The following is a 12626-nucleotide window of genomic DNA, read 5'->3' on the forward strand; positions in this document are numbered from 1 at the left end:
GCCGAGCCGCCGGACATTGTTAAACATCGTGCCCGGCATCTGGCACGCTTAAGTCACTATGGTTCACCTTTTTGGTTCGCAGTTCCCTTCCGCAACCGGCTCCAACGCCCCGTCCCTGCCGTTGCCGGCCGTGGTGATTGAACTGGGTGAGCTTTTTGCAGCCGCGGGCCACGAACTCTCGCTGGTCGGCGGACCGGTGCGCGACCTGTTCCTGGGCCGAGTCTCCCCGGACCTTGATTTCACCACCGACGCCGACCCGGACGCCACCATCGCCGTCGTCAAAAAATGGGCGGACACCTTCTGGGAGATCGGCCGCGACTTCGGCACCATCGGCATGCGCAAGGGCCAGCACATGATTGAGGTGACCACCTACCGGGCGGAAGCCTACGACCCGGATTCCCGCAAGCCCGTGGTGGCGTTCGGAACGTCTTTGGAGGACGACCTGTTCCGCCGCGATTTCACCATGAACGCCATGGCGCTGCGGCTGCCCTCGCTCGAACTGGTGGACCCATATGGCGGCGTGAAGGATCTGCACGCCGGCCTGCTGCGCACCCCGGGCGCGCCGTCGTCGTCGTTCTCCGATGATCCCCTGCGGATGATGCGCGCAGCGCGGTTCGCCTCGCAGTTGGGGGTCACGGTGGTACCCGAGGTCGCGGCAGCGATGAAGGACATGGCCGGCCGGATCGAAATCATCTCCGCCGAACGCGTCCGCGACGAATTGATCAAGCTGGTCAACGGCAAGGACCCGCGCACCGGTGTGGACCTGTTGGTGGACACCGGGCTGGCCGACCATGTGCTTCCGGAAGTTGCCGCGCTGCGGCTGGAAATCGACGAGCACCACCGGCACAAGGACGTCTACCAGCACTCGCTCACCGTGCTGGAGCAGGCCTGCAACCTGGAGACGGACGACGACGGCGCGCTGCCGGGTCCGGACTTTGTCCTGCGGTTCGCCGCCCTGATGCACGACGTCGGCAAGCCGGCTACCCGCCGGTTCGAACCGTCCGGCGCGGTCAGCTTCCGCCACCACGACATGGTGGGCTCCAAACTCACCGCCAAGCGGATGAAGAAGCTGCGCTTCGACAATGACACCATCAAGGCCGTGTCGCGGCTGGTGGAACTGCACATGCGTTTCTACGGGTATGGCGAGGCGGGCTGGACGGACTCGGCCGTCCGTCGCTACGTCAACGACGCCGGGCCGCTGCTGGAACGCCTGCACCGGTTGACCCGCTCCGATGTCACCACGCGGAACAAGCGCAAGGCGGAGCAGCTCGCCTTTGCCTATGACGACCTGGAACAGCGGATCGCCACCCTGCAGGAGCAGGAGCAGCTAGATGCCGTGAGGCCGGACCTGGACGGCGCCCGCATCATGGCGCTGCTGGGGATCAAGCCCGGGCCCTTGGTCGGCCGGGCCTACAGGTTTTTGTTGGAACAACGGCTGGAAAACGGACCGGCGGCGCCGGAAGAGGCAGAGGCGAAACTGCTGGCCTGGTGGCGGGAGCAGCCGGAATTCGTCCCGGTGGCCGACCAAGACGCGCCAGCGCCGCGCGGAGACCAGGATCGGTGACCTTAATGGGTCCGCACGACTTCCCGGTGCTGTGGCTGATGCGCCATGGTGAAACCGAGTGGTCGCGGGATCACCGCTACACCGGGCTGACCGATCTCGAGCTCACGCCGGCCGGCGTCCAACAGGCCCGCGACGCCGCTGCGAAGCTGGCAGGAGTCCGTTTCCGCACCGTGCTGACGTCTCCGTTGGTCCGTGCGCGCCGGACCGCCGAACTGGCCGGTTATCCGGAAGCGGAAGTGGTGCCGGAAGCCCACGAGTGGGACTACGGGGACTATGAAGGCATGCAAAGCGCCGCGCTCCGGGCCATAGATCCCTCCTATCTGATTTGGACCCACGGCGTCCGCGGCGGCGAGTCGCTGCAACAGGTGGCCGACCGCGCCGACCATGTGATCGCGAAAGTGCTGGAGGGCGGCGACGACGCGGCTTCCAGCGGCGGGACTTCCGACGATGCTTCAGATGGCGCTTCCGATGGCGCTTCCGATGGCCGCCCGCCGGCCTCCGGTGTGTTCCCGTTCGAAATGTCGGCCCGACCGCCGGCCTCCGGTGCGTTGCCGTCCAGAACGGCGGACAGCGGAGCGCCAGCCTTCGATCCGTTCCCGTTCGAAACGTCGGGCCGACCGCCTGCCTCCGGTCCGTCGTCGTCCGAGGCATCCGCACCGCGGCAGGTGCTGCTGGTGGCACATGGACACTTCCTCCGCGTGCTGGCCGCGCGTTGGCTCGGAATGGAACCGGCCGAGGGCCGGCATTTTGTCCTTGAGACGGCTGCCGTCTGCCGGTTGGGCTGGGACAAGAAGACACCCGCGATAGCCGGCTGGAACCTCTAGCCACCGGCCAACGCGGGTTGGTGTAATCATTACCGCCGTTTTGCGGTCAAACTCGACGCAAATGGCGTCCGGTTTCACCTCCTGCCGGTGTGCGGTCAGCAGGCGCAGCCGCGCAGAGACGTGGTGACAATCGGGTGGCAAATAAGTGCTGCGACACGCCAGCGATAGCCGCAACTATTCTCCACTCGATGAGCTGCGGGCCTTCCGCGCCGAGGACCCTCTTGGAGGGTGTGGCCCTTGGAGGGTGTGGCCGAGCCTGCGCCGTCGTGCGGCGGCGTGTTGCCCCGGACACGCCGGTGGAAAGAGGAAATGTGAAACAAGTTCCGGGAACTGGCTAGGCAGAAGCAGCAGTCGTCGGGTAGGTTAAACACGTCCGATTGAACTTTCTCAATCATGTGAGTTTGGTCCGGGCGGTTTTTATTGGCGCTATTAAGAAAGGGAGGTGGGATCTGTGATTATGACCAAGACGCCGGGCGGAGTGTTTAACTCCTTCGCCGCGCTCCGACGACCCGCCTCCGCCATTTCTGCGCACTAGAACGTCGCTGATTGGACCGGTTCCTGTCATGAACCGCTGCCTTTCCTCAATCAACGCATTTCTCTAGCTCTCCTGCGCGGAGGCCTCACCTTCTGCTTGAGGACTTCGCTATGAGCACTCGTACCGCATTTCCCCCTGCCCTTACGGCCGCCTCAGCCGGTTCTTTATCAACCGCCAGGGGCTCCGTACCGGCAGCCGAGACTCCCCTGGATTCCGCCACGCTTTCTGCCCGAATTCCGACCCACTCACGAGAGGAAACCTTCATGAAACCGCTGGATGCAGCTTTATCGCCTGCACCCGAACGGTCCATCCGTCCGTCCGAACCCCGCCTGTCCGATGCGCGCCTGTCCGATGCGCGCTTGTCGAATGAGGGCCGGCGCGGCCACGGCCAGCTGATCAGCGCCGGAAGCTTGCGCGACCTTGACGCTGCCGCCGGTCCCGAAGGCAGCGTTGCCGAAGGTGCCGACTCCGCCGCCGTCGCCTCCGACGCTGCCGACTTGGCCTGGCCGGCGCCCGAACAAGCCGCAGTTGCGGCGATGCCGAATTTCCTGGACAGGCAGGAGGTGAATGCCATGATCCGCAAGCTCCGCCAGAGCGTCTCGCTCTGGAAACGAATACAGAACGTGCGTGTTGATGATCAGCGCTTGGAACAAGTGCGCGACGATTTGCTGTCGCACCAGCAGCTCATTCGCTGAAGTTCCCAGCCAAGCAAGTGCAATTGAATACGCCGTCCTGTAGGGGACACTTTCGCGAGGAGGATCCGATGAAGCGCATTGGACCCGATGTAGCTGAAGCCCGCGCCCGGGTTGCTGCCCGGCGCGGGCTTCCGCCTTTAAGCTGGCAGGAGACTGCTCCAACTCGGCTCCGGCGAGGACATTTGTGCGGGTGCCACCAGCGGTTTTCCGAGCTGCACATCCGTTCAGCTAAGCGTGCGCGTGCAGGCCTAGATAAGGGTTGTGGCGGGGAATAGCGTCGTTTTTAGCCGGAGGGCAACCGGGCCTCCGAACCACCATCGCCGCTGGCCATTCCCGGGATCCGCGTCAACTACAAAGGCTTGTGCGCCTCTCCTCGGGGGTGCGCGGCTGGACTCCGGCAAGCGCAATGGCCTGCATAAAACGTTTAGCCAGTGGTCGGAACGTTTTGCCTCTGATCGGTAAGTATGCTTATCGTAGATGCATCGCAACCTGAGGAGGCAACATGATCGGTTTTATTATCGCTGGACTAGTTATCGGAGCGCTTGCTCGCCTGATCAAGCCCGGCAAGCAGAACCTGGGGCTCCTGGCCACGCTGCTGCTTGGCATTGTCGGCGCGATTATCGGCGGTGTCATTGCTAACCTGCTGGGGACCGGTGACATCTTCGAGCTGAACGTTCTTGGATTCATTGTCGCGGTCATCGCAGCGGTGCTCCTGATCGGTGTGGCCGAGGGCCTGTCCGGTCGTCGGGCGGTCCGCCGCTAACGGCCGCAACACCGAAACACGCAGATGGCCTGCCGCGCAATCGCGCGGCGGGCCATCTCCGTGTTGGCTGAACAGCGGCTGACGAAGGAAGAGCCTGGTTGCCGAAAGCATCTGATCGGCGGGGGAGAGGTGCTCGTTTCAATGCCGAAATAGGAGTGGCGGAACGAAATAGCGATGGCAGAAAGGCCGAACCAGCTCTCGCCCGGCGCCGAAATTACGCCTTTCGGGTGCTGATCCGAGTTGGCCCCAACGCCGCGCGGGCGGCGTTGTCCGGGCATATGGACGCGCCGTCCCACGACAGGGCCGAAACGTTGCACCCCGCACGCTGCTTTTGCTCCGCCACAGACCGGTGACGGGGGCGTTTGCGGCTGATACGTTGGCTGTGGCAGCAATGCTGCCCTTATGGCCCATGCGAGGGAAGAAGGACGAAGATGTCTGAACCGGCTCCGCTGACCGATCTGGAGATTGCCCGCCGCGCTACCTTGCGGCCCATCACCGAAATTGCCGAGGAGGTGGGAATCCCGGCGGAGGCGCTGGAACTCTACGGTAGCTATAAAGCGAAGATCGATCCGGCCAAGCTCGGTGCCGGCTTCGAGGAACCCCGCGGCCAGGTGGTCTTGGTGACGGCGATGTCGCCGACTCCGGCCGGCGAAGGCAAGTCGACGCTGACGGTGGGATTGGCCGATGCGCTGGCCAAGGCGGGCCACAAAACCATGGTGGCCATCCGGGAACCGTCGCTCGGGCCGATCCTGGGCATGAAGGGCGGGGCGACCGGCGGCGGCTATTCGCAGGTGCTCCCAATGGATGACATCAACCTGCACTTCACCGGAGATTTCCACGCCATCACCTCGGCCAACAACGCGTTGATGGCGTTGGTGGATAACCACATCTACCAAGGCAACGCCCTGGGGATTGACCCGCGCCGGCTAACGTTCAGGCGGGTTTTGGACATGAACGACCGGGCGCTGCGCCAGGTTGTGATCGGACTTGGCGGACCAACCCAGGGAGTGCCGCGCGAAGCGGGCTTCGACATCACGGTGGCCTCCGAAGTGATGGCTGTTTTCTGCCTCGCGTCGGGCCCGGCCGACTTGAAGGCCCGACTGTCGCGCATCACCGTCGGCTACACCTATGACCGCCAGCCGGTAACCGTGGTTGACCTGGGCGTGCAGGGTGCCCTGGCCATGCTGCTCAAGGACGCGATCAAGCCGAACCTAGTGCAGACCATCGCCGGCACGCCCGCCTTTGTGCACGGCGGCCCCTTCGCCAACATCGCCCACGGCTGCAATTCGCTGCTCGCCACCCAGACCGCCCGGAGGCTCGCCGACGTCGTGGTCACCGAGGCCGGGTTCGGTTCGGATTTGGGCGCGGAGAAGTTCATGGACATCAAGGCCCGCGCCGGAGGATTTGCGCCGTCGGCGATAGTGGTGCTGGCCACCATCCGCGCGCTGAAGATGCACGGCGGCATCCCCAAGGACCAGCTGAAGGAATCCAACCTGGAAGCCGTTCAGGCCGGCATCGCCAACCTCGAACGCCACGTGGACAACGCTGCCAAGTTCGGCCTCACATCGGTAGTGGCCATCAACAAGTTCACCACCGACAGCCCGGAGGAACTGGACTGGGTGCTGGACTGGTGTCGGCAGAAGGGTGTTGAGGCGGCGGTGGCCGATGTCTGGGCTCAGGGCGGCGGCGGAACCGGCGGCGACGCGCTGGCCGCGAAAGTGGCGCAGGTGTTGCAGCAGCAACAATCCTTCTCCCCGTTGTACGACCTGGACCAGACAGTGGAGAAAAAGATCGAGACGATCGCCCAGCAGATCTACGGCGCGGACCATGTGGAATTCACCAGTCCGGCCCGCAAGCGGCTGGCCGAAATTGAGGCGAACGGCTGGGGCAAACTGCCGGTATGCATGGCCAAGACGCAGTATTCCTTCACCGACGACCCCTCCGTTCTGGGCGCCCCCAGCGGTTTCAGCATCACGGTGCGCGACCTGATCCCCAAGACCGGCGCGGGCTTCATCGTCGCGCTGACGGGCGACGTGATGACCATGCCGGGTCTGCCGAAGGAGCCGGCGGCGGGCCGGATGGACGTGGACGACGACGGCGTGATCACCGGACTCTTCTAGCGCCACCAAGGGTCCTCCGGCCGGGGCCGAAGAATCACCGGGGTGGTTCCTCGGCCCCGGCTTGGCTGAAGGTTACGTGTTCCGAACGCGTGCTGCGTTCAGAACACGCGCCGCACCACCGGAGTCCGCAGCGCCAGCAGGGTCAGGGCGAAGGAGCCGATGGTGGCTATGGAAAACTTCACCGAGATCAGCGCCAGCGTCGGTTCCTGGTCGGGGAAGACGTGGAACGTCAACCAGGTCAGGAACAGGTAATGGCAGAGGAACACCCCGAAGGAGGCGTTCGACAGCTGGATGAGCGTCCGGCCCAGCCAGCTGGCGGGCTGCCACCCGGCCAGCAGGAAGTACGTGGCGGTAAAGATGCACAGGGCCGCCGCGGTGACGCCCAGCCCCACGTAACTGGACGGCGTGATGATGTTGAGCAGCGGCGTGGAATCCTTGTGGATCCAGTGCCAGATGTTGAAAACGGAGAGCACGACGGCGGCGCCTGCTGCCGCTACGGCGGCACCGCGGGGGACGCGCAACTGGGTGATGACCCAGCCGGCCATGAAGTAACCCACGTACGGGAACCACTGGGTCAGGATGTTCCACGGATATTCCCAGCCCCACTGGAACTGGATACTGGCCGCCTGCAGGCTGAACAGCGCCAGGGTCAGGACCAGCACGGCGCAGGTCGCGGCGGCGGCGCGCTGCAGCGGCACGCGGTTCAGGTAGCCGGCCAGCGGCGGTGCCACCAGATACAGGCCCAGGATCAGCCAGAGGAAGTAGAGGTGCGGATAGACCTGGGTGTCGAAGACTGACACCAGCACCTCGCCCGGATTCAGCTCGCGGCCCAGGATCAGGTAGTTGCCAATGAAGATGTAAACCAGATGCCAGACCACCAGGGCCGGCAGCAGCCGCAGTGCGCGCTTCCGGTAAAAAGCCCTGGCACCTTCGGTATGCGCCCGCGGTGCGAGCACCAGGGCACCGGAGATCGTGACGAAGACCGGCACCACCCAGATGAAGGCGATGTCGATGATCGCTGCCGGAAGCCAATCGGGCTGCGCGCGGGCGTCGTCGTCGCCGGCCAATTCACCAAAGGAGTGGATGGCCACCACTCCGACAATGCTGACGATGCGCAGGATGTCCAGCGCATAGTTGCGGCGCCGGCGAGGGGCCGCTCCGTGAAGCTGTCCGGACGGGGACGGGGAGGATACGGCCATGGCCCCAATCTACCCGGGCGGCGTTGCCACCCCGGCAAAGGTTAAGGGCCGGTCCTTGCCGGACCGGCCCTTACCTGGAGTGCGTCTTAGCTATCTGACTCGCCGCGGATGAAGGCTTCAACCCTCTCGCGGGCGGTCTCGTCGTCGTACTGTTCCGGCGGGGACTTCATGAAGTAGCTCGACGCCGAAAGGATCGGTCCGCCGACGCCGCGGTCCAGCGCGATCTTGGCCGCACGGATCGCGTCGATGATCACGCCCGCGGAGTTCGGCGAGTCCCAGACCTCGAGCTTGTACTCCAGCGAGACCGGGGCATCGCCGAAGTTGCGGCCCTCCAGCCGAACGAACGCCCACTTGCGGTCATCCAGCCAGGACACGTAGTCGGACGGGCCGATGTGGACATCGTCGTCGCCCAGCACCGCGGAGGTGTTCGAGGTGACGGCCTGGGTCTTGGAGATCTTCTTGGACTCCAGCCGCTCGCGCTCGAGCATGTTCTTGAAGTCCATGTTGCCGCCGACGTTGAGCTGGTAGGTCCGGTCCAGGACCACGCCGCGGTCTTCGAACAGCTTGGCCATCACGCGGTGGGTGATGGTGGCGCCGATCTGGCTCTTGATGTCGTCGCCGACAATCGGAACGCCGGCGGCGGTGAACTTGTCGGCCCATTCCTGGGTGCCGGCGATGAAGACCGGCAGGGCGTTGACGAAGGCCACGCCGGCGTCAATGGCGCACTGCGCGTAGAACTTGGCTGCCTGCTCGGACCCCACCGGCAGGTAGCAGACCATGACGTCAACCTTGGCGTCACGCAAGGCCGCCACCATGTCCACGGGCTCCTCGTCGGATTCCACGATGGTCTCGCGGTAGTACTTGCCCAGGCCGTCCAGCGTGTGGCCGCGCTGTACCTTGACGCCGGTGGCCGGAACGTCGGCGATCTTGATGGTGTTGTTCTCGCTGGCACCGATCGCGTCGGCCAGGTCGAGACCCACCTTCTTGCCGTCCACATCGAACGCCGCGACGAACTGCACGTCGTCGACGTGATAGGCGCCGAACGCAACGTGCATGAGTCCGGGGATCGTTGCGCTCGGGTCGGCGCCACGGTAGTAGTGGACGCCCTGGACCAGCGAGGCCGCACAGTTTCCAACACCGACGATCGCTACCCGGATGGGGTTCTCTGCCACGGTTCTCCTTCGAAACACTTCTGTCTGGCCGCCACGCCGATGGCGGGCAGCCTATCCAGTCTACGCCGTGTTTCAACACACCGCTGGGCCAGACCATTCCCGAGACGGTAGCGCTATTTCGGGCGGGCCGAGGCTAACCGCTTACCCCAGTGGAATCGTGCGGCTGTCCCACCGGCTTGGACTCGGGCGAACCACGCTGGCGCAGGTAGACCGAAAGGATCACCATGGACCAGACGGCGAGGAATTCGGATTGCCAGTTCTGCAGGGTCCGGTTCCAGAACTCCGGGGAGCCCACGTATTCACCCCAGCTGCCCGGATCCTGCAGGTTGCCGATCTGGCTCTCGGCGAAGGCACTGAAGCCGCTGATCGACTGCACCAGCCAAGACGCCACGAAGATGGCACCCATCACCAGGCCCAGCGAGTTCGAGAAAACTTTGGTGCGCCAGCCGCCTGCCTTGGCCCATTTGGGTGAATCCGGCCGGGCGAACCGACCCAGGAGTTGTTCCTTGTCCGACTCCTTGCCCCGTTTGTCCAGTTCCTTCGACTCGGGGGAGCCTTTCTGCACAAACCAAATGCTTAGCAGGATCAGCAACAGGAACTGCAGGTATTCGGACTGCCAGTTTTCGGAAACGTCCACCGCAAAGCTGGACGACGTCACGTACTGCCAGAAGGAAATAGTCTCCAGACCCGAGGCGATCTGCTCGTTATTGAAAGGGGCCAGCCCGGAGAACGCCTGGCCGACCAGCGAGGCGCCGAACAGCAGGCCGAAAAAGGTGCTCAGGCCATTTGTAATGAGCGGGTTGAGTTTCACCTTGCCAACACCCCGATCGCGGCCATGTAGACCAGCCCGACCGTGATGAGGCCCAGCAAGACCCAGAAAGACCAGCGCATCTCAGCTCCCGTCTACGGCGCAGTCGTAGGGGCGCTCGCCCCGGAAGGTGCAGCCCGCGCCGAGGACCTTCCAGCGGTCTCCCGACCGGGTCAGGAACATGGTTTCCGTGTCCAGCACCACCTGCGCATTCCGTCCGAAGGCCTGGCTCCCGGTCACTTTCCCGGCAGCGGGCAGGTCCAGCTGCAGGATCTTCCGCGGGCAGCTGCCTGGTTCGGCGTCCTCGGTTGCTTCGACAGCCACCGGCGCCAGCAAGGCGCACGCGGCGGCGCCGTCGCCGGCCTGGACTGCGGCGAGGAACCCCCTCGCGGCGGCAGCGGCCTCCTCGCTGCCCGGGTTCAAGGACGAACAGCCGGCGGCGCCCAGTGCCAGCACCATGAGTGCTGCCAGCGGCGGAAGGTGCCGCAGGCGCGGCCTGGAACGACTCGTGCGCATTTTTCCTCCTGCCCGGTCAGTACCCGGACGCGAGCTGTTCCCAACCGTGTCTGTTTGCCTGCGTGACTCTCAGGCTGGAAGGCGGCGGGCATTGCGCAGCCGGCGCACCAGTTTCAAGGCCGGCGAGGGCAGCACGGTGCGCAGCTTCGAGCGCATCTTGCGGCGCTGGACCGCAGCCAGCCGTTCCGGATCCGTCGCCAGTTTTCCGGCCCGGGCGCGTTCGGCGAAGTTCACCAGCAGGTCGTCCAACGGCACGGATTGGACGTGGAAGTAGTTGTCCCGCAGCCACCGATGGTCGGGGTGCTGGAACCTGCCAGCCACCAGATCCGCCAGATTCCCCACCAGCCCGGAGCCGTCGAAGACCTTGTTCAGCATCTGCTCGGAGAGGCCGAAGTCGTCCAAAATCAGCACCGGCAGGCCGGCGTCGAGCGCTTCCAAGGCAGCCGTGGAGCTGACCGTGACCATCGCCGCAGCCGGCGTGAGCTGAGCGGACATCGGACCGGTGCAGAACTGCAGTTCATGCCCGCCGACCGCGCGCGCCGCCACCAGATCCGACCAGAGTTGGTCGAAGGGGTACTGCTCCAGGTGCGTCTGCGGCTCGCCGGCCCACGCCCGCAACTTCACCCGCACCGACAGCTCCGGCCTGCGCCGCGCCAACGCCGCCAAGGCCTGCAGGATGGCCACGCGCTGGTCGCGCTCCACCGGAACCTTCGCCTGCGGCGCAAAAACCACCGAACGCAGCGGGACCTGCTGCGGTTCCGGACGGGCCGGCGAGGCCAAAAACGGCAGCCGTGAGACCAGGATCCGTTGCGGCAGCCGCATGGCATCGGCCAGATCGCTGAAAGCGCGGCATTCGGCATGGCTGTGCGTGATGAAAGCGTCGCCGAGGGCGCGGTAGTTCAGTGCCTTGCGGGTGGCCGGGAAGGCAACGCCGGGCAGCGCGGACAGTAGCGCTGGCCGGTGCGGCATCCGGGAGGCCTGCGAGAAAACTTCTTCCACCACCGGTCCGGTGGCCGCTGCCAGCACGACGTCGGCGCCCGCCAGGGCGGTCCGCAGCCCGGAGGCGGGGATCACCCGGGGAGCCTTGCCGGCAAGGAACGTTCCGGCGGTGGCTGCCTGGATCTGTTCCAGCGTCGGCAGGATCGGGGAACGCACCAGCAGCACTTCGCGCTCCCAGCCCTCCCCAAGGGATTCCAGCGTGGCGCAGGCGAATTTCAGGTAAGAATCGCTGTCAGCGACCGCCAGCACGCGGAACGGCCGGCTGTTGTTCCCGCCGACCGACGACCCGGCTGTGCTTTGAGGCCCGAAAGTCATCGTTTGCCTCCCTCGCGCAGCGAACTGCTGAGATGCCGGCGCAGTTCTACCGTTGTCTCCGGCAACCACCAGTCTTCCGGTACCGGCTGTCCCTTCAGCGGTACCCCAGACGGGGCCAGGATCAGGCGAAGGGAGGCCAGTACCGTGGAGGGCAGTGCGCGGACAACCTGACCGGGCCGCAGGCCGCGCAGGCGCATTTCTACCGGAATCGTGTGCTGCTTGACGTGGATCAGCGGGTGGCTGTCCAGGGCGTTGAGGAGGTCGGGTTGTTCCCGGCGGTGCGGAAAATAGGCCACCGGGCCTTCCTCGGTCAACGACCGCACCCAGTCCAGGTACGGCTCGGGCCGGATCAGCTTGTCGGCGGGCATGGCCGAACCAACCACGATGGTCGGTTCGGTGATGTTCTCGGTGACCGGCTGCGTGCCCAGCCACTCGAACCGGTGCCGTTCCAGGTGGCCGCCGAGGGCCCTGAACTTCTTCTCCACGGGGGCAGGCACCGACAGAGCCGTGAACACCAGCAGCCGGCCCTGGCTTGCCATCCGGCGCAGGGTCCACCACGTGGCCAGGCCCAGCGCCTTGCGCCGCATGGTCGGCATGGCCCGCGGACGGATCAGCGGGGTGGGTCCATCGCTGACCAGCATCTGCAGCAGACTCAGCGTTGCCAAACCGTCGTCCACAATGACCAGTTCGTCGGCGACCACGCCGCGCAAGAGCTCGGTCTGCACCCTGCCGGAGTAGGCATCCCCGGTGACCCAGCGGTCCAGCTTGCGGCTGCGGACCGCGGGCAGGGCAGATGCGGGCGGCGTGAACCGCACCCCGCTCGGCACCTGTTCCATCAGCGACTTCAGCGTGCTGTCCATGCCGACGGCGTCGCTGCGCGGGTGGATCAGCGTCTCCTGGCCCAGCAGCCCTGCACCGTGGGCCTCGACGGCGCTGAGCAACTGCAGGGGCGACTCAGCCCAGACGGCGGCACGGCCGAAGCGCGGTCGAACCAGTTCGCTCCGGTGCCCCCGCCTGGTTGCGGGCCCAGGCTTCGGGTGGGCCAGCCGGCGGTCCACCGCCGGACCCAACTGGGGGAGGAACGCTGCCGTGGCCACTGCCTCCGTCATCACTTCC

General features: G+C 65.5%; 11 protein-coding genes and 1 pseudogene. 6 read left to right on the plus strand and 6 right to left on the minus strand.

The features are described 5' to 3' along the window. Window positions 1–58: 58 nt before the first annotated feature. From AC5RW2_RS19225 to AC5RW2_RS19250, 6 genes and pseudogenes are all read left to right on the plus strand, one after another. Entirely contained in the window at window positions 59–1564 is a 1506-nt protein-coding gene (locus AC5RW2_RS19225; protein WP_493963627.1) for a CCA tRNA nucleotidyltransferase, read from the plus strand. Window positions 1565–1569: 5 nt separating this feature from the next. Beyond that, window positions 1570–1983: pseudogene (locus AC5RW2_RS19230) on the plus strand (histidine phosphatase family protein); the annotation flags it as partial. Window positions 1984–2082: 99 nt separating this feature from the next. Further along, a complete protein-coding gene (locus tag AC5RW2_RS19235) occupies window positions 2083–2388 on the plus strand; it encodes a histidine phosphatase family protein (protein WP_493963807.1) in 306 nt (101 codons plus the stop codon). A 798-nt stretch (window positions 2389–3186) separates the two neighbouring features. Further along, a complete protein-coding gene (locus AC5RW2_RS19240) occupies window positions 3187–3618 on the plus strand; it encodes a hypothetical protein (RefSeq protein WP_493951718.1) in 432 nt (143 codons plus the stop codon). A gap of 502 nt (window positions 3619–4120) precedes the next feature. Then, window positions 4121–4381, plus strand: a complete 261-nt coding sequence (locus AC5RW2_RS19245) for a GlsB/YeaQ/YmgE family stress response membrane protein (RefSeq protein WP_493963628.1) — start codon at window positions 4121–4123, stop codon at window positions 4379–4381. A gap of 431 nt (window positions 4382–4812) precedes the next feature. Then, window positions 4813–6501, plus strand: coding sequence for a formate--tetrahydrofolate ligase (locus AC5RW2_RS19250; protein ID WP_493963629.1), 1689 nt, complete (start codon window positions 4813–4815; stop codon window positions 6499–6501). A gap of 98 nt (window positions 6502–6599) precedes the next feature. Here AC5RW2_RS19250 and AC5RW2_RS19255 read toward each other — a convergent pair whose 3' ends face one another. From AC5RW2_RS19255 to AC5RW2_RS19280, 6 genes are all read right to left on the minus strand, one after another. Continuing rightward, complete coding sequence (locus tag AC5RW2_RS19255; protein ID WP_493951715.1) at window positions 6600–7700, minus strand: acyltransferase; 1101 nt, start codon at window positions 7698–7700, stop codon at window positions 6600–6602. Between the two features lie 86 nt (window positions 7701–7786). Then, window positions 7787–8872 (minus strand): inositol-3-phosphate synthase, encoded by a 1086-nt coding sequence (locus tag AC5RW2_RS19260; protein ID WP_493963630.1) that lies wholly within the window; start codon window positions 8870–8872, stop codon window positions 7787–7789. A gap of 133 nt (window positions 8873–9005) precedes the next feature. Beyond that, the gene (locus AC5RW2_RS19265; protein WP_493963631.1) at window positions 9006–9683 is read right to left on the minus strand and encodes a DUF6766 family protein; all 678 of its coding nucleotides are present in this window, start codon (window positions 9681–9683) and stop codon (window positions 9006–9008) included. Between the two features lie 81 nt (window positions 9684–9764). Then, the gene (locus tag AC5RW2_RS19270) at window positions 9765–10196 is read right to left on the minus strand and encodes a hypothetical protein (RefSeq protein ID WP_493951712.1); all 432 of its coding nucleotides are present in this window, start codon (window positions 10194–10196) and stop codon (window positions 9765–9767) included. A 69-nt stretch (window positions 10197–10265) separates the two neighbouring features. Beyond that, window positions 10266–11510 carry a DUF6716 putative glycosyltransferase gene (locus AC5RW2_RS19275; RefSeq protein ID WP_493963632.1) on the minus strand — a complete coding sequence of 415 codons (1245 nt, stop codon included), beginning with the start codon at window positions 11508–11510 and terminating at the stop codon, window positions 10266–10268. Beyond that, the gene (locus tag AC5RW2_RS19280; RefSeq protein WP_493963633.1) at window positions 11507–12619 is read right to left on the minus strand and encodes a hypothetical protein; all 1113 of its coding nucleotides are present in this window, start codon (window positions 12617–12619) and stop codon (window positions 11507–11509) included. Before AC5RW2_RS19280 ends, AC5RW2_RS19275 begins: the two co-directional genes overlap by 4 nt. Window positions 12620–12626 lie beyond the last annotated feature (7 nt).

The organism is Arthrobacter sp. B0316-1-20 (genome assembly GCF_059091865.1).

Excerpts from the sequence above, each read along its gene's own strand:
- AC5RW2_RS19250 (WP_493963629.1), top strand. The coding sequence starts at position 4,813 with ATGTCTGAACCGGCTCCGCTGACCGATCTGGAGATTGCCCGCCGCGCT.
- AC5RW2_RS19245 (WP_493963628.1), top strand. The coding sequence starts at position 4,121 with ATGATCGGTTTTATTATCGCTGGACTAGTTATCGGAGCGCTTGCTCGC.
- AC5RW2_RS19240 (WP_493951718.1), top strand. The coding sequence starts at position 3,187 with ATGAAACCGCTGGATGCAGCTTTATCGCCTGCACCCGAACGGTCCATC.
- AC5RW2_RS19275 (WP_493963632.1), bottom strand. The coding sequence starts at position 11,510 with ATGACTTTCGGGCCTCAAAGCACAGCCGGGTCGTCGGTCGGCGGGAAC.
- AC5RW2_RS19235 (WP_493963807.1), top strand. The coding sequence starts at position 2,083 with ATGTCGGCCCGACCGCCGGCCTCCGGTGCGTTGCCGTCCAGAACGGCG.
- AC5RW2_RS19270 (WP_493951712.1), bottom strand. The coding sequence starts at position 10,196 with ATGCGCACGAGTCGTTCCAGGCCGCGCCTGCGGCACCTTCCGCCGCTG.
- AC5RW2_RS19280 (WP_493963633.1), bottom strand. The coding sequence starts at position 12,619 with ATGACGGAGGCAGTGGCCACGGCAGCGTTCCTCCCCCAGTTGGGTCCG.
- AC5RW2_RS19255 (WP_493951715.1), bottom strand. The coding sequence starts at position 7,700 with ATGGCCGTATCCTCCCCGTCCCCGTCCGGACAGCTTCACGGAGCGGCC.
- AC5RW2_RS19225 (WP_493963627.1), top strand. The coding sequence starts at position 59 with ATGGTTCACCTTTTTGGTTCGCAGTTCCCTTCCGCAACCGGCTCCAAC.